The following is a 17,135-nucleotide window of genomic DNA, read 5'->3' on the forward strand; positions in this document are numbered from 1 at the left end:
CTCGCGCTGGTGCTCGCCGCCGGCGCGTGGCACCGGCACGGCCGGATCACCCCCGAGCCGCAGCTGGTGGCCACCCTGGTCCGGCTGACCACGGCCGTCCGGTGGGGAACGACGCACTTCGACGCGCTCGCCACCTGCGCGATCGCCCGGCGCACGACGCTGGCGCTGCTGGCCGACGCGCTGGATCCGAAGGCGGACGCGGAGGCGGCGCACGCGTGGCTGGCCGGGCTGCCGTTCGTCGACCAGGTCGGCGACGCGGTCACCCTGCACGACGCCGTGCGCGAGCCGATGCGCGAACACCTGCTCGGCGGCCGGCCCGCGCGCGAGCGGGAGTTACGCAGGCGGATCGCCGACCATCTGTACCGGCTGGGCACCCTCGGCGATCGCTCGGTGCTGACCGACCTCGCGCACCTGCTGCGCAACCCGGTGTTGCGCTGGACCTACTGCTGGGACGGGAGTTCGCGCTACCACGCCGACCGGATCCGGCCGGGCGACACCGAAGTGCTCGGCGCGGCGCTGACCGCGCGCGGGTATCCGAAGTGGTGGGCGTCCAGCGAGCCGTACCACCGGCTCGCGCCGCGCAACGTCGTGGTCGCCAGGAACGACACCGGCACGCCGGTCGGCTACGCGGTGTGGCTGACCCCCGGCTCGGCACCGCGCGAGGTGCTCGCCGGCGACGAGTTCGGCCGGGACTGCCTGCGGTTCGCCGACCGGGTCTGCGCGTCGACGGACGTGGTGATCTGGCGGGACAGCATCGACCTGTCCGGCGACGCTGGCGCGGCGTTGGCGTTGCTGAACATCGCGGTGGCGCTGCGGGCCGACGTGGCCAATCCCCGGCACGCGATCGTGCCGCTGTTCCAGCACAACGAGCGGCTGCACGAGTTCTGTCTGGCGGCTGGTGGGAAGGTGGTGCCGGAGCTGGACCGGACCGTCGACGGGCGGCCGCTGTGCGCGTACTGGATCGACTACGGCGCGGGTGGACTGCGTGCCCACCAACGGGATCACGTGTATCGGGAGCTGGGGTTGCCGCCCGCGTTGAGCGTGGAGCACGTGCGCGCGGCGTTGGAGTCGTTCTCGGTGGCGGTGTCGTTGGCCGAACATCCGCTGGCGGTGGGCATCGGGGTGGCGCAGCGGGCGGAGTCGGTGCGGGAGACGTTGCGCGCGGGGATCGCGGCGGCGTTCGGGTCGAGCAAGAAGGAGGAGGAGCTGCGGTCGGTGCTGTGGCTGCGCTACGTGGAGGCCGGCGCCACCTCGGGCGCCGCGGCGCGCGCACTGTCCATGAGCAAGGCCACATACTTCCGCCGGCTCAACACCGCCCTCCACCGCCTGACCGACCACCTGTCCGCCCAGTTCCCAGCAGGCTAGGCCCGCCCCTCGACCGCAGCGAAGGGTCCCTTCGCTGCGTCCAGTGCAGTGAAGGAGCCCTTCGCTGCGGTCAGTGTGACTGCGGTGGGGTGGGGGTTACGTAGGGGCGGAGGAGGGTGATCAGTTCGTCGTCGCCGTTGCCGTTGAGTTCGTCGGAGGCTATTCGGCGGGCCACGCCGGCGAGGAAGTCGGCCACCTGCACCCTGGCGTCCAGCCGGGAGTCGACCAGGCGCAGGCCGGCCAGGCGGCCGTCGCAGAGCTGCTTGAGCTGGGCGATGCGCGACTCGGTCAGCGAAAGCTGTTCGTCGTGCACCACCTCGATCGGGCCGTCGGTGCTCCAGTGCCGGACGGTGCGCACGATCGCCGGCACCATGGGGTCCACTGTGGACATCACGTTCGGGTCGCGCGCCAGGCTGGCCCGGTAGTCCTCGATCCGTTGGCGGCCACCGGCCATCGCGCCCAGGGTCGCCTGAACCTGTTCCTCGGTACGGAAACGCAACAGGTAGTCGATGTCCTGGAAGAAGGAGTCCACGCTCACCCGGTCACCCCGCCGGTTGCGCACCCGCACCACGCTGTTGAACGACTCCAGGAACGCCGCCCACCGCGCCGGCCCGAAGGCCTTCGGGCCACCGACATGGAGCGTGTTCGCCAGGTCCACGTCACCGTCGCCGATGAGCAGGTCGACCATCCTGGACACCAGGAACAGCGTCTTGTCCACCAGTAGCACGTGCGCCTGGCCCAGGATCGGGCCCTCGTCGCTGAGCAGCCACACCAGCACGGCCCGGTGCTTGTCCCGCAGCAGATGGTTGGCCTTGTACTCCTGGGCCGGCGACCGGATCCGGTCGCGGATCTCCGCCACACACTCCTGCGCGGCGACAGTGGACAGGCCGACACCGGCGTGGGCGAACACGTCGGTCACCCCGCCGACCAGCTTCTCGCCCTCGGAGCCGGACTCGTCACAGGCGACCTCACCGATCACCGCCACACGGTAGCTCAGCGAGACCCGCGCCACCGGTTGTCCACCGAAGTCCGGTCGACAACCGGCGCCCGCACCGACGGGGCGACCGTCACCTCGGGCAACGCCGGCGCACCACGGGTCGAGGACACCGGCAGGCGCAGCCGGCTGCGCGCCAGCTCGACCTCGACCGTCGCGCCGGTGTCGGTCGGGGTGGTGAACTCGTTGTCGCTCAAGGTGATCACCAGGCCGAGCACCCTGCCCTTGGGCAACACCACGTCGTGCGGGTTGAGCGGCCAGGTGATGGTGTACCAGCGGCCAGGCCGCAACGGGGTCGGCCTGGTCAGCGAGTCGCGGTGCGCGGCGTCCACCCAGCCGCGGGTCAGCACGCCGTAGCCGGAGGTCAGCAGGTTCTTCGCGGTGTCGCGGTAGCAGGCGTCGTCGTGTTCGGTGGCCGCGCCCCAGCACGACTCCGTGTCCAGCTCGCGGATGCCGGTGCCGTTGGTGAACGCGTGGATGCGGGTCGCGGTGCCGTAGTCGACCAGCCGCGCGGACAGCTCGGTGTTCGGCCGGGAGACCCGCACCCGCAGCGAAACCGTTGGGGTGCCGCTGATCCGCAGGTCGCGGGTGAGCGGGGCGGACAGGAACGTGAGCCTGCCGGGCACCACGGCGTTCGGCTCGGCCACCGCGGCGTGCTCGCCGAGGCCCGGGTCGTCCACGACGGTCACCGTCCCCGGTGCCGGCCGGCCGCCGAGGGTGCCCCGGCCCAGCGCCACCGGCAGCGCGACCGTGCCGCGGGCCGGCCAGTCCGGCTCGTCGACCCAGACGTCGGGGGCCCGCTCGATCGACACCATCGGCTCGCGCATGACCCCGTTGGGCAGGTCCTGGAGCCAGTAGTCGAACCAGTGGTGCAGGGTGGCGACCCACTCGGCCCGGCGGAAGTCGAACGGGTCGACGTGCCCCGGCTGGCCGAGCCAGAGCTTGCGCGGCACGTCGTGGCCGGCGAGCGCGTCCCACCACCGGGCGAGGTGCTTGGTCTCCACGTTCACGTCGTTGATGCCGTGCACGGCGAACACGCTGGCGCGGACGTCGCGCGCCTTCGGTAGGTAGTTTCGCTCGTGCCAGAAGGAGTTGTAGTTGCCGGTGGCGTCGTCGGCCCCGGCCAGCAGCGCGTCGCGCGCCGGCTGGCAGACCGCAGGCTCCCGCCCGTCGACGTGGCCGGCCAGCCAGGACGGCCCGTACTCGGGGGAATAGCGCACCCCGTTGTCGCGGTAGTAGTCATACCAACTGGAGATGGCCGCGATCGGCACGATCGTGCGCAGGTTCGGCACGCCCGTCGCGGCCACGCCGTTGGCGGTCGAGCCGTCCCAGGACTTGCCGATCATGCCGACCCTGCCGGTGGTCCAGGTCGCTCTGGCCGGCGTGCCGTCGGCGTGGGTGGCGCTGGCGCGGCCGGCGAGCCAGTCGACGACCGCCTTGGCGCCGAGGATCTCCGCCCGGCCGCCGACGTCACCGCAGCCGGTGGAGCGCCCGGTGCCGGTGAGGTCGACGGCGGCGTAGGCGTAGCCGCGCGGGACGAAGTAGTTGTCCAGGAAGAGCGGGAACCTGGTCACCGTGCCGTCGGCGGCGTACTGCTTGCGCTCGTTCTCCCGGCCGCGGCCGCAGCACTGGTTGTACGGCGAGAGGTCCATGATCACCGGGATCTTCCCGGACACGCCACGCGGGCGGATCAGGTCGACCGCGACGGTGTCGCGGCGGCCGTCGCCGTCGTTGTCGAGTGGACCGGTGACCCAGACGCTCTCCCGGATGGCGGTGGCGTAGTCGTAGGCGGGCACGGTGCTGGTGCCCTCGACATGGGACGGTCGGGGTGGCTGTGCCGCGGCGGGCACCGGGATCAGCAGGCCGGCCAGACAGCCGAGCACCCCAACGAGCGCGACGCGGTACATGACCTGAACCTAGGTCCGCGAACGTCCACAGGGAATCAGTCGGCGAAACCCCGGTCCGCCAGGTCCGCCACCCGGCGTAACGCCTCGTCCGCTTGGCGGCCGGTGGCTGCCACCTCGATGGTGTCCCCGCCCTTGGCGCCGAGGGACATCAGTGCGAGCACACTGGTGCCGGCGGCGGCCCGGTCACCGAAGCGAACCGTGACCGAAGCGTCCACTTCGGACAGTGCACGGGCGAGCAGCGCGGCCGGCCGCGCGTGCAGCCCGATCTCGTTGGTGAGCACGACCCGGATGGTCGGCGCGGCGCCATCAGCAGCGCCGGCTGAGGCACGGTCAGCACCGTCGGCGTCGCTGGCGGACGCTGCCGTGGCGAACGCCTCTGCCGCGGCTGACCGGGCGGTGGCGGCCACGGCGGCGAGGTCGGCCGATCCCTGCGCGGCCACCGCGGCGGCGACCGTCGCCTCCACCAGCGGGGCGTCCACCACCACCGCGGTCGCCGGGTCGGACAGCGCCTCCACCGCCAACTCGGCCACCATCCCGGCGCTGCCGAGGTCGTAGAGCACCACCACCCCGGCCCCACCGTCGGCCATCGCCAACGCCTCGCCGACCATGTCGAAGTCCGTGCCGACACCGCCGTCGGTGCGCCCGCCGGCCGCGACCACCGACACCGCCGGCGCCATCTGCGTGGCCACCTCGACCACACCCTCCGCCAGCCGCGCACTGTGCGAGACCACCACCAGCCCCACCCGCGGTGCGGTCATCGGGACCCGGCCGCCGTCTTCGCGAACGACGCCAGCAGCAGCGCCGTCGAGCGGGCGCCGGGATCGAGATGGCCGGCACTGCGCTCGCCGAGGTAGGACGCCCGGCCCTTGCGCGCCACCAACGGCACCGTCGACTCGGCACCGGTCCTGGCGGCATCGGCCGCCGCCGACAACACCTCGGCCACCGAACCCGCCGCCGCCACCGCCGCCACCTTCGCCGCCGCCACCTTCGCCGCCGCCACCGCCGGGGTCAGCGCGTCGACCATCGTCTTGTCGCCCGGCTCGGCCTTTCCCCTGGCCACCACGCCGATCAGCGCCGCCTCGATGGCGGCGGCGACCTCGGCCGGGCCGACGGTCGCCTGGTCACCCACGGCGGTCGCCGCACGCAGGAACGCCGTACCGTACAACGGACCGGCGGCGCCGCCGACCTTCGAGATCAGCGTGAGCGCCACCGACTTCAGCACCGCGGCCGGCGTCTCCGGCGCGGACTCGTCCAGCGCGGCCACCACGGCGGCGAAGCCCCGGTTGAGGTTCTCGCCGTGGTCGCCGTCGCCGATGACCCGGTCCAGCTCGACCAGCTCGTCGCGGTGCTCGGCGACCACCCCGGCCGCGGCGCGGATCGCGGCGGCCACGTCCCCGGCCGTGCAGGCCATCAGCTACCCCACCGCAGGGCCGCGGTGCGCACCGGCGCGTCCCACAGGTCGCGCAGCTCGTCGTCCAGCTTCAGCAGCGTCAGGCTCATGCCCTGCATCTCCAGGCTCGTCACGTACGGGCCGACCAGGCGCCGCTCGACCACGATGCCCCGCTCGGCGAGCTGCCGCTCGGCGATCCCGTGTGCCAGGTACAGCTCGAGCAGCGGGGTCGCGCCCATGGAGTTGGTGAACAACAACACCCGGTCGCCATCGGCGAACGGCAGGTCCTCGAGGATCGGCGTCAGCAGCCGGGTGACGATCCCCTCCGCGCTCTCCACCGGCATCCGCGCCCGCCCCGGCTCACCGTGGATGCCGATGCCGACCTCCATCTCGTCGTCGGCCAGCTCGAAGCTCGGCGTGCCGACGTGCGGCACGGTCGGCGCGGCGAGCGCGAGGCCCATCGAGCGGACGCCGGCCACCACCCGCTGGGCCAGCGCCAGGCAGCCGGCCAGGTCATCGCCCCGGTCCGCGGCCGCGCCGACGATCTTCTCCAGCAGCACGGTGCCGCCGACCCCGCGCCGGCCCGCGGTGAACAGGGAGTCCTTCACCGCGACGTCGTCGTCGATGACGATCGTGGCCACCTCGACGTCGCCTGCCTGCGCCAGCTCCGCGGCGGTCTCGAAGTTCAGCACGTCCCCGGTGTAGTTCTTCACGATCAGCAGCGCGCCGGCGGCGCCGTCGGTGCGCTCGATGGCCAGTTGCACCTGGTCGGGCGTCGGCGAGGTGAAGACCGCGCCGGGGCAGGCGGCGTCCAGCATCCCCGGGCCGACCAGCCCGCCGTGCATCGGCTCGTGCCCGGCGCCGCCGCCGGAGATCACCGCGACCTTGCCGCGCACCGGCGCGTCCACCCGGACCACGACCGCCGGGTCCTCGACCACCTCGAGCAGATCGGCATGCGCCAACGCCAACCCGCGCAGCGACTCAGCCACTACCGTCGACGGATCATTGATGATCTTCTTCACTACCAGCACCGTCCTGACCTGCGATTACGCCATTGTTGATCGTGGTAGGTCGCCCGTGGGCCGTGTTCGGACACGATGCCATGATCCGCGCGACCTCCGCCACGACCGGACGATATGGCCGGACGATTCTCGGCCCCGGGCAAGAGGAAACCCCGTGCTGCTGCCAGGTCGGGGGTCCGCCAGCAACACGGGGCAACCCGCTCATCGCGAGCGGGTCGCCCGGCGTTACACCGACGTACTACTCACCTTCGCTCGGCGGGCACGGCGGTCGATAGCGCGTCCTGCACGCTGCTCCGCACGTCGAGCACCTCGAGCAGTTTGGTGATCTGCATCGGCCGCAACACCTGCCGCCGGGTGGCGACGATGCGCAGGTCGATACCTCGCTCACGGGCCTGCCGGTCGATCATGATCAGCTCGTTCAGGCCGATCGAGGTCAGGAACGTCACGCCGTCGAGATCGACGACCATCGGGAATGGCGGGGTCGACAGGGCCAACGCGGTGGCGAACGCGCGGCGCACCTGGTCGAGCCCGTCGAGGTCGAACTCCCCGTGGATCCGGGTGAGCACGACGAAGTCGTGAATCTCGCGTTCGATATGGACGACCATGGCTACCTCACTGAGGAGACGAGGTATGGGAGTGGCTCCTGGCTGAACCACCACCTACCGTAGCTGTCAACCGCCGAATGCGCCTTTCGAGTGGTCAAGGTAGCGGAGGAACCTCGCCCTGAGCAGCCAACCACTCCAGAGAGTCACGAACTGTGGCCAGTGAACTGAACCGGGGTTGATAACCGAGCAACCGGACCGCCTTGGCGATGCTCGCGTTCGGGCTGTGCGCGATGTGGTCCCAGGTCATGGCGGCGGCCTGCTCGTCGACGGTTTCCCGCCACTGGTCCCAGCCGAGGAACGCCAGCCGCGCCGGGCGGCCGTACCAGCCGGCGACCGCCTCGGCGAACCCGCGCAGCGTGAGCGCGGCCGGCGACACCACGTGGAAGCTCTCGCCGACGGCCAGTGCCCGGTTGCTCATCGCGGCGGTGAACGCCTGCGCCACGTCGTCGGCGTGCACGTGGTGCACGGTCTCCAGCCCCAGGTTGGGCAGCACCAGCTCCTCGCCGGCGGCCAGCGTGGCGAAGACGTCGAGGTCGCGGTGGCCGGCCGGGTTGACCGGCGGCCAGCCGGGCCCGCTGATGTGGCCGGGGTGCAGCACGGTCGCCGGGAAGCCGGTGCGCCGCGCGTCGTCGAGCAGCAGGCGCTCGATCTCGGCCTTGCGCACGCCGTAGTCACCGAAGGGGTGCCGGGGCGCGTCCTCGGTCGTCGGCACCACCGCGCTCGGCCCGTGCACCCAGATGGTGCCGCAGTGCAGGAAGTGCTGGACCCGGCCGCGCAGCGCCTCGACGAGCTGGCGGGCGCCGTCGGGCAGGAAGCAGATGAGGTCGATCACCACGTCCGGCTCGAGGCCACGGACCCGGTCACCGAACGTGCCGGCCCGGTCCTCGGCCTCCCGGTCGGCGATCACCGTGGTGACCGCGCGCCACGCGGCATGCGACCGGTACGGATCGGACTTTCCCCTGGTCAGCACGGTTACGTCGTGGCCGGCCTCGACCAGGCGCGGCACCAGGTAGCCGCCGATGTGTCCAGTTCCGCCGATGACCGCGACCCGTGCCATGTCGTCGATCCTACGGCGCAACACATACGTCACCTGACCGATGTCTCAGCCATGGGACAGGTCAAGAGTGGCACAGGTCAAACATTGGAAGAGCGCACACGAGATGGGTGAAGCGGTGACCGCTCCGGACTGGCACGACGAGTTGGTGCTCGTGGCCGAACTGTCCAGCGTCAACAACCAGATTGCCCGGTACGTTCTCCGGCTTCTCGACGCGGACGCCGGCCGGCGAGAGCACGTTGACGTGGCAGATGAATGCGTCCTGGGCGGGCGACTCGTCGACCTCGGCTACGCACTGCAGAATCGCGCGGTGCACCGAGCCGCAGGTCTTAACGGAGATGGTGGGGCCATCGACGAAGAAGACCCGCGGCCGGCGCCGCTCGAACTGGACGGATTTCTAGCCCGACCCAGGTGCGCGATCCACTGAATGATTACCGAAGGCCCGTCAGTCGTACGTCATCCCAGGTGTGACGCTGTCGTAGGTCATACCCGGCGGGTCAGCCGCAGCTGTGCCCGCAGCCGCGAAAACCAACAGAATCGAAGCAACAAGGGCCGTGACCACTCGCGCGATTCTCATCCTTGCCTCCCAAAATTTCCCGACCAAAAGATGACCCAATAGTTCAACGGGGCGGCATGCCAAAGCGCGCTTGGGGGTTTAGAAGGGGCCCAACATATCGGTTTACCAAATTAACTATCGCATGCGAGGTGTAATAGAGGAAATAACCGGCAGCTAACGAGCGGCTAACGACTGGAGCCGTTCGTTCAACTGGGCATGGTTCACATCTGATGTGGTGTACCCCCACACCGGGTTGGTTGGCACATACCGCCCGGATGGCCGATGCTTCTCGGCCACGGCACGTCATATCGTCGAACCATGCCGGGTGGTGCGTCTGCGCTTGTTGGCCGCGACGCCGAACTCCTGAGGCTCGTCGAGTGGACCGTGGATCTCGCCGGTGGGACTGGGCGGGCGGTGTTGGTCGAGGGCGAGCCGGGTATCGGCAAGTCCTCTCTCGTGCGTGCCGTGGTCGCGGTGGCCGAGGAGCGCGGTTGTCAGGTGTTCTGGGCCGAGGGCGACGAGCTCGGTCAGGCGCTGCCCCTGCGGCCGTTGCTGGATGCGTTGCGGGCGAGGGAACTGGACAACGAGCCCCGTCTGGTGACCATCCAGCGACTGCTGCGGGGTGAGGTGGCCGGTGGTGCCGACCCGACGATGGCGGCCACTGAGCAGATGCTCACCCTGGTGACCGAACTGTGCAGTGCGGCCCCCACTGTTCTGGTGGTTGACGACCTGCAATGGGCGGATGCCGCGACGATCGGCGTGTGGGAGTACCTCACGCGTGTGGTCGACCGCTCCGCTCTGCTGCTGATCGGCATCGTCCGGCCGATCCCCCAGCGCGACGAACTTGACGCGGTTCGGCGCGCGGTCGGCGAGCCCGGCACCGTCCGCCTCGGCGGTCTGCCGCAGAAAGCGATCGCGAACCTGGTCACCGCGATCGCCGATGGCAGGCCAGGCGAGGATCTGCTGCGGCTCGCCGACGGGGCCGCCGGCAACCCGTTGTACGTGACCGAGCTGATGGAGGCGCTGCTGCGCTCGAACCGGTTGAAGACCAACGATGCCGGCACGGTCGAGGTGACCGGCGGACCCGTCCCCGACTCCCTCTACGCCGCCATCACCCACCGGCTCGACTTCCTGCCGCGCGAGCTGCGCACCACCCTGCAGGCCGCGGCGTTGCTCGGCATGGAGTTCCAGGTCTCGGACCTCGCGCTGGTGCTCAACAGCCGGATCGTCGACCTGGTGCCCGCGATCGACGAGGCCTGCGCCGCCGGAGTACTCAAGGAGGTCCGCGAGAAGCTCGCCTTCCGCCACCCGTTGATCCGCCAGGCGCTCTACGACGACATCAGCGACGCCGTCCGCCCCGCCTGGCACCGCGACGCCGCCCGCGCCCTGGCCGAAGCCGGGGTGGCACATGACCGGGTCGCCCGCCAGTTGCTCGCGGCGGTCAGCGCTCCCGGCGCGGGACCACTGGACGAGTCCCTGCTGGACTGGCTGGCCGACGCGGCGCCGACCCTCATCGCGCAGACCCCGAAGATCGCGATCGACCTGCTGCGCCAGGCCTCCCGCCGCTCCCCCGCGAGCACCCCGAGGGGCGCGGTCCTCGCCTGCCGCCTCGCCGACGCGCTGTTCCGTTCCGGGGACCGGGTCAAGGCCGAACGGGTCGCGCACCGCGCCATGGCCGTGATCTCCGACGCCGACCTACTCGTCGACCTGCACTGGACGGTCTCCCAGTGCCGCATGCTCGCCGGCCGCGCGGACGAGTCGTTCGAGTCCCTGGCCCGCGCGCTCACCCTGCCCGGCATGACCGCCCAGCACCGGGCACGGCTGCTGGTGATGACCGCGCGCGCTCACCGAGGACTTGGCGAGGTCACGATCGCGGGCCGGGTCGCCACCGAGGCGCTGGCCACCGCCGAGCAGACCGGCGACCGCTGGGCGGTCGGCTGGGCACTGCACGTACTGATCATCGTGTCGATGATGCAGGGCAACGTCGCCAACGTGCTGCCGATGTTCGAACGCGCGCTCAACGTCGTCGAGGACGACACCACCCTCACCGACCTCGGTCTGCTGTTGCAGATCAACAAGTCGGTCGCGCTCGGCGACATCGACCGGCTTGAGGACGCGATCCACGTCGCGGAGCTGGTTCGTCAGCAGGCCGACCAGACGGGCAGCCTGGTTCGGTTGGCGCAGGCGCAGAGCGCGCTCGGCGGTCTGCTCTTCGAAATCGGCCGCTGGGACGACGCGCAGGTCGAGGTCGAGACGTTGTCCGACGACTTCAAGGGGCCCGGCGAGACCTGTTGCGACCGGGGCATCGCCGCGGTGATCGCCTTCCACCGCGGCGACCCCACCACCGGCCGCCAACACCTGCAACAGGCCGCACCCAGCGCGGAGAAGATCGGCAACCGGGTCATCGCCTCCCTCACCCTCGCCCGCAGCCTCCACCACGAAATCAACGACGCCCCCGCCGAAGCACTCGCCGAACTCACCGCCTGCGTCACCGGCCACGCCGAGGAACTCGACGAGATGGAGGACCTGCTCCCCGAAGCCGCCCGCCTCGCCGCCCAGGTCGGCACCACCGGCACCGCCGGCGACATCGCCGCCCAGGCCACCATGCTCGCCCGCCAGTCAGAAGTCCCCCACCGCCTCGCCGCCGCCGCCTACTGCCGCGGCCTGCTCGACCGCGACCCGGCACTGCTCCACCACGCCGCCGAACGCTACGACCAGGCCAGCCGCCCACTACTGCGCGCCAAAGCCCTCGAAGCCGCCGCCATCACCCACGTCGGCCGGGGCGACCGGGACGCCGCCCGCTCCGCCTTCACCACCGCCGACGACCTCTACGGCGAACTCGGCGCCAACTGGGACCTCACCCACCTACGCGCCCGCCTGCGCCGCTACGGCATCCGCCGCGGCCCCCGGGCCAAGCACCGGCACGCCAAGTCCGGCTGGCAGAGCCTGACCCCGACGGAGAACAAGATCGCCGGTCTGGTCGCCGCCGGCCTGCCCAACCGGCAGATCGCCGAGCGGCTGGTGCTCTCGCCGCGCACGGTCGGCACCCACGTCTCGCACATCCTGGCCAAGCTCGGGGTTCGCTCGCGGATCGACATCGCCCGCGAGGCCGCCGAGAACGACCACGTGCTCACCTGAGCAGGCCCTTGGACCGCACCACGTCCAGGGCGATCGTGTTGTCGGTGAACCTGGCCCGGTACCCGGACGCGCTCAGTCCATAGTGGACCTTGAACCGACGGGCGAAGTAGTTCTGGTCCGGCCAGCCGACCGAGCGCGCGATGTGCGCGATCGAGTGGTCGGTGTGCAGCAGCCTGGTCGCGGCCAGCTCCACCCGCAGCCGCGACAGGTAGGCCATCGGCGGCAACCCGGTGGCGCCCTTGAACAGGCGCACCAGGTAGCCGGGCGCGAGGTGCAGCAGTTCGGCCAGCTCACGCAGCGTCCAGTGGTGCGCCGGGCGCGACTCGAGCAGCCGCATCGCGGCCACCACGGCGGGATGGGTCGGGCCGGCGGTCTCCGATGCCGGGTCGACCGTGCGCGCCAGCGCGCTGAGGAACAGCGAGAGCCGGCCGACGATGTCGCCCCGGTGCCGGTCGGCGGAGCGGAACCGCAACGCGTGCAACGCGTCCAGGTGCGTCACACACTCGGCGAGAATGTCGTCACCGAGCCGGGTGCTGAGCATTCCCCTGCGCTGCAAGGAGTACGGCCCGGTCCACAGTAGATAGCCGAGCAGCTGGTCCGCGCGCGTCCAGGCCAGCTCCCGGTGCAGCAGCTCGACCGAGATGCAGCAGTTGAACACCTCGAGCCGCCGGCAGTCCGCGTAGCCGTGCCACACCCCTGGCCGCAGCAGCACGACATCGCCGACGGTGACCGGCTGCCGGCCGGCCAGCGAGACGTGCCGGCCCTCGCCGCCGACCACCACCGCGACCTCGACGAAGCTGTGGGTGTGCAGGTGGTGGCCGGGGTCGTGGGCGTGGCGCCCGGCGTAGACCAGTGACCCGTCGACGAAGTGCAACAGGTCGTTCGCGTTCCCGACCGGGGAGCCCGCCATGACTGACCACGATAGGCGGGGCGGTGATCGAAAGTGCGTTTCGTGCTAACACCGGTACATCTCGGGCTAGCCGGGACCAGCCCCGTTGGTCGACGATCCGAACGCGGGTTGGAACGTTTCACTCACCGAGGAGTGTCATGGTCGACGCAGCGGCCCCCACCGGAATCCGCTTCGAGCAGCAGGTCCAGCCGGCGATCGGCATCGGCCACCGGCGGCCACGACTTTCCTGGTACCTGCCTTCGGCGGCACCGGGATTCCGGCAACTGGCCTACGAGATCGAGTGCCGCGGCCGGCGGTTCGTCGTCGAGTCGTCCGCGCAGACACTCGTGCCGTGGCCGGACGAACCGCTGCTCGCTCGCGAACGGGTCGAGGTGCGGGTGCGGGTGCGCGGCACCGAATGGTCGCCGTGGAGCGAGCAGGCCACCGTCGAGGCCGGCCTGCTCGACCCGGCCGACTGGACCGCCACGATGATCGGCCAGGACACCACGCACGCGCCGCTGCTCACCGGCAGGCTGACCGTTCCCGGCGAGATTCGCGCCGCCCGGCTCTACGCCACCGCGCACGGGGTCTACGTCCCGTCGGTCAACGGCGAACGCGCGGGCGACCACGTGCTCGCGCCCGGCTGGACCAGCTACCACCACCGGTTGCGCTACCAGACCTACGACGTCACCGACCTCGTCCGGCCCGGGGACAACGTCGTGGAGGTACTGGTCGGCAACGGCTGGTACCGGGGAAAGCTCGGCTGGCAGGGCAAGCGCGCGACCTACGGCGACCGGCTCGGGCTGCTCGCCCAACTCGAGGTGACCACCACCGACGGCGCGACGCACGTACTGGCCACCGACCACACCTGGACCGCGCGGGAGAGCGGGGTCATCGCCGACGACCTCTACGACGGCCAGCGCACCGACCTGGCCCACAAGTCCACAGTGGACACACCGGTCGTCGTGCTGGACACCGACCTGACCCGCCTGGTCGCCCCGGACGGCCCGCCGGTGCGGGTCACCGGCACCGTGCCGGCGGTCGAGGTCAGCACCTCGCCCTCGGGCGCCACCGTGGTGGACTTCGGCCAGAACCTCGTCGGCTGGGTCCGGCTGACCACCAGCGGCGGCACCGAGGGCGACGAGGTCACCGTGCGGCACGCCGAGGTCCTCGACGACGGCGAGCTGAACGTCCGTCCACTGAGGAGCGCCGAGGCGACCGACAGCTACCTGCTCGCCGGCGGCGAGGAGGTGCTCGAACCGAGCCTGACCTTCCACGGCTTCCGCTACGCCGAGGTCACCGGGCTGCCCGGCCTGCGCGCGCGGGACGTGACCGCGGTCGTGGTCGGCTCCGACCTGGAACGCACCGGCTGGTTCGAGTGCTCACAGCCGCTGCTGAACCGGTTCCACGACAACGTGGTGTGGAGCGCGCGCGGCAACTTCCTCGACGTGCCGACCGACTGCCCGCAGCGCGACGAACGCTTCGGCTGGACCGGCGACGTGCAGATCTTCGCCCCCACCGCCGCGTTCCTGTTCGACAGCGCGGGTTTTCTCACCTCGTGGCTGGCCGACCTGGCCGCCGAGCAACGCGCGGACGGCTCGGTGCCCTGGATCGTGCCTGACGTGTTCCCCTGGCACACACCGGGCGCCGCGGCCTGGGGCGACGCCGCGGTGCTGGTGCCCTGGGTGCTGCACGAGCGCACCGGCGACCTCGGCCTGCTGGCCAGGCAGCTGCCGAGCATGCGCGCCTGGGTCGACCACGCGGCCGGGCTGGCCGGCGCGGACCGGGTGTGGGCCGGCGGGTTCCAGTTCGGCGACTGGCTCGACCCCGCCGCACCGGCCAACGAGCCCTTCGCCGCCCGCACCGATCCCGACGTGGTCGCCACCGCCTGCCTTGCCCGCTCGGCGCGGGCGGTGGCCGACGCGGCCGCGCTGCTCGGCGAGGACGACCTCGCCGAGCACTACGCCCGGCTGGCCGACGAGGTCCGCGCGGCGTTCGCCAGCGAGTTCGTCACCGAGGGCGGCCGGGTGCTCGGCGACACGCCGACCGCCTACGCGCTGGCGCTGGCCTGGTCCCTGCTGCCGACCGAGCACCAACGCCTCCGGGCGGGCGACCGGCTCGCCGACCTGGTGCGCGGCGCCGGGTTCCGCACCGCCACCGGGTTCGTCGGCACCCCGCTGATCATGGACGCGCTGACCGTGGCCGGCAAGGTGGACGTCGCCTACCGGCTGCTGCTGCAGACCGGGTGCCCGTCGTGGCTCTACCCGGTGACCATGGGGGCGACCACGGTGTGGGAGCGCTGGGACAGCCTGCTGCCCGACGGCTCGGTCAACCCCGGCGAGATGACCTCGTTCAACCACTACGCGCTCGGCGCGGTCGCCGACTGGCTGCACCGGTCGGTCGCCGGCCTGGCCCCGGCCGCCCCCGGCTACCGCGAGCTGCTGGTGCGCCCGCTGCCCGGGACCGGCCTCACCCACGCCTCGGCCAGCCACCGCACGCCCTACGGCCCGGCCTCGGTGGCCTGGCACCGGGCCGACGGCCGGTTCACACTGCGGGTCGGCGTGCCGGTCGGCGCCACCGCCACCGTGCACCTGCCGGGCAGGCCCGACCCGGTGCTGGTGGCCCACGGCGAGCACGAGTGGCAGGTGCCCGACCCGCTCGCCGAGCACCCGGCCGAGCTCGACGACCTGGCCGTGCGCGACCTGCTCGACCACGAGCCGACCTGGTCGCGGGTGGTCGAGGAGGCCACCGCGCTGGGCATCGTCGGCGACGAGGCACAGGCCGCCAAGCGCCTCGCCCGCCACCTCGGCGAGCCGGCGTCCCGGCTGGTCGCCGCGCTGACCATGGGCTTCGCCCCGCACGCCGAGGAGCTGACCCGCCGCCTCGGCCAGCTGCACCCCTCCAGGAGGTCCCGATGAAAGCCACCTTGGCCGTGGTCGCCTGCGTCGTGCTGGCGACGGCCTGCAGTCCGGGCGACCTCGGCTCCAGCGACGCCGATGGCCAGACCACGCTGACCTTCCTCGTCGACAACGCCGACGCCAGCATGCGCCCGGCGCAGGGGCTGGCCGACGCGTTCATGGCCGAGCACCAGGACATCGTCGTCGAGGTGGCCGCACGGCCCCAGGGCGGCGAGGGCGACAACGTGGTGAAGACCCGGCTGGCGACCGGGGACATGGCCGAGGTGTTCCTGTACAACTCCGGCTCGCTGCTGCAGGCGCTCAAGCCGGCGCAGACGCTGGTCCCGCTGACCGACGAGCCGTTCCTCGACCGCGTCGACGACACGTTCTTCCCCAGCGTGTCCGCCGGCGGTGAGGTGTTCGGCGTGCCGATGAACCCGGCGATGGGCGGCGGGGTGCTGTACAACCGGGCGATCTACGCCGAGCTCGGCCTGGACGTGCCGAAGACGTGGGCGCGGTTCATGGCCAACAACGCGCGGATCGCGCAGGCCGGCATCGCCCCGGTGATCCAGACCTACCAGGACACCTGGACCTCGCAGGTGTTCGTGCTCGCCGACTTCCACAACGTCGCCGCCGCCGAGCCGTCCTTCGCGCGGGACTACACCGCGAACCGGACGAGCTACGCGCGCTCCCCCGCCGCGCTCAAGGGCTTCCAGCGGCTCCAGCAGGTGCACGACGCGGGCTACCTCAACGAGGACTTCGCCGCCGCGACCTACGCGGACGGCCTGCGCGAGCTGGCCACCGGCACGGGCGCGCACTACCCGATCCTCACCTCGGTGATCGGCACGCTGGTGGCCAACCATCCCGACGAGGCCGCCGACATCGGGCTGTTCGCGCTGCCCGGCGACGACACGGCGCGCAACGGCCTGACCGTGTGGCTGCCGGGGGCGCTGTACGTGCCGAAGACCACCCAGGGCGCCGAGCTGGCCGCGACCAGGGAGTTCCTCGACTTCGTCGCCAGCCCCGACGGCTGCCGGGCGCAGACCGAGGCCTACGCGCCGATCGGTCCGTACATCGTGGACGGTTGCGAGCTGCCGGCCGACCTGCCGAGGGCCGTGCTGGACATGCTGCCCTACTTCGAGACCGACGGCGCGACCACGCCCGCGCTGGAGTTCGCCTCGCCGGTCAAGGGGCCCGCGCTGGAGCAGATCACCGTGGAGGTCGGCTCCGGCATCCGCCCGGCCGCCGACGGCGCCGCGCTCTACGACCAGGACGTGGCCAAACAGGCCAAGCAGCTCGGGCTGCCGGGCTGGTAGCG

General features: G+C 71.7%; 13 protein-coding genes. 5 read left to right on the forward strand and 8 right to left on the reverse strand.

Features of this window, described 5'->3' with window-relative positions; translation table 11 throughout:
- Positions 1-1,365 (forward strand): hypothetical protein (locus ACYVIP_RS30265; RefSeq protein WP_460402468.1); only part of this gene is annotated, 1,365 nt, incomplete at its 5' end.
- Positions 1,366-1,435: 70 nt separating this feature from the next.
- On the opposite strand, the gene ACYVIP_RS30270 is transcribed toward ACYVIP_RS30265, so the two are convergent.
- The 7 genes from ACYVIP_RS30270 to ACYVIP_RS30300 all read right to left on the reverse strand — a co-directional run bounded on the left by ACYVIP_RS30270 (position 1,436) and on the right by ACYVIP_RS30300 (position 8,340).
- A complete protein-coding gene (locus ACYVIP_RS30270; RefSeq protein WP_460402470.1) occupies positions 1,436-2,344 on the reverse strand; it encodes a DUF3800 domain-containing protein in 909 nt (302 codons plus the stop codon).
- A gap of 14 nt (positions 2,345-2,358) precedes the next feature.
- Positions 2,359-4,266 carry a Xaa-Pro dipeptidyl-peptidase gene (locus ACYVIP_RS30275; protein ID WP_460402472.1) on the reverse strand — a complete coding sequence of 636 codons (1,908 nt, stop codon included), beginning with the start codon at positions 4,264-4,266 and terminating at the stop codon, positions 2,359-2,361.
- Between the two features lie 35 nt (positions 4,267-4,301).
- On the reverse strand, positions 4,302-5,024 hold the full coding sequence (dhaM, locus tag ACYVIP_RS30280) for a dihydroxyacetone kinase phosphoryl donor subunit DhaM (protein ID WP_460402474.1): 723 nt from the start codon (positions 5,022-5,024) through the stop codon (positions 4,302-4,304).
- Complete coding sequence (dhaL, locus tag ACYVIP_RS30285) at positions 5,021-5,677, reverse strand: dihydroxyacetone kinase subunit DhaL (protein ID WP_460402476.1); 657 nt, start codon at positions 5,675-5,677, stop codon at positions 5,021-5,023. Before dhaL ends, dhaM begins: the two co-directional genes overlap by 4 nt.
- Positions 5,677-6,678, reverse strand: coding sequence for a dihydroxyacetone kinase subunit DhaK (gene dhaK, locus ACYVIP_RS30290; RefSeq protein WP_460402478.1), 1,002 nt, complete (start codon positions 6,676-6,678; stop codon positions 5,677-5,679). The genes dhaL and dhaK overlap by 1 nt, the downstream gene beginning before the upstream one ends.
- A 242-nt stretch (positions 6,679-6,920) precedes the next feature.
- Positions 6,921-7,283: an STAS domain-containing protein gene (locus ACYVIP_RS30295; RefSeq protein ID WP_460402480.1), complete on the reverse strand. Its 363-nt coding sequence runs from the start codon at positions 7,281-7,283 to the stop codon at positions 6,921-6,923.
- A 94-nt stretch (positions 7,284-7,377) separates the two neighbouring features.
- The gene (locus ACYVIP_RS30300; protein WP_460402482.1) at positions 7,378-8,340 is read right to left on the reverse strand and encodes an NAD-dependent epimerase/dehydratase family protein; all 963 of its coding nucleotides are present in this window, start codon (positions 8,338-8,340) and stop codon (positions 7,378-7,380) included.
- A gap of 115 nt (positions 8,341-8,455) precedes the next feature.
- On the opposite strand from ACYVIP_RS30300, the gene ACYVIP_RS30305 reads away from it, so the two are divergent.
- Together ACYVIP_RS30305 and ACYVIP_RS30310 are read left to right on the forward strand one after the other, a co-directional pair.
- A complete protein-coding gene (locus ACYVIP_RS30305) occupies positions 8,456-8,764 on the forward strand; it encodes a hypothetical protein (RefSeq protein WP_460402484.1) in 309 nt (102 codons plus the stop codon).
- Between the two features lie 447 nt (positions 8,765-9,211).
- Positions 9,212-12,031 carry an ATP-binding protein gene (locus tag ACYVIP_RS30310; protein WP_460402486.1) on the forward strand — a complete coding sequence of 940 codons (2,820 nt, stop codon included), beginning with the start codon at positions 9,212-9,214 and terminating at the stop codon, positions 12,029-12,031.
- Here the strand turns inward: ACYVIP_RS30310 and ACYVIP_RS30315 are convergent.
- Positions 12,024-12,941, reverse strand: a complete 918-nt coding sequence (locus tag ACYVIP_RS30315) for an AraC family transcriptional regulator (protein ID WP_460402488.1) — start codon at positions 12,939-12,941, stop codon at positions 12,024-12,026. The genes ACYVIP_RS30310 and ACYVIP_RS30315 overlap by 8 nt on opposite strands.
- Positions 12,942-13,078: 137 nt before the next feature.
- On the opposite strand from ACYVIP_RS30315, the gene ACYVIP_RS30320 reads away from it, so the two are divergent.
- Both ACYVIP_RS30320 and ACYVIP_RS30325 read left to right on the forward strand, forming a co-directional pair.
- Positions 13,079-15,838 (forward strand): family 78 glycoside hydrolase catalytic domain, encoded by a 2,760-nt coding sequence (locus ACYVIP_RS30320; protein ID WP_460402490.1) that lies wholly within the window; start codon positions 13,079-13,081, stop codon positions 15,836-15,838.
- Complete coding sequence (locus ACYVIP_RS30325; RefSeq protein ID WP_460402492.1) at positions 15,835-17,133, forward strand: ABC transporter substrate-binding protein; 1,299 nt, start codon at positions 15,835-15,837, stop codon at positions 17,131-17,133. The genes ACYVIP_RS30320 and ACYVIP_RS30325 overlap by 4 nt, the downstream gene beginning before the upstream one ends.
- Positions 17,134-17,135: the final 2 nt, after the last annotated feature.

It is taken from the genome of Actinophytocola sediminis (genome assembly GCF_054779715.1).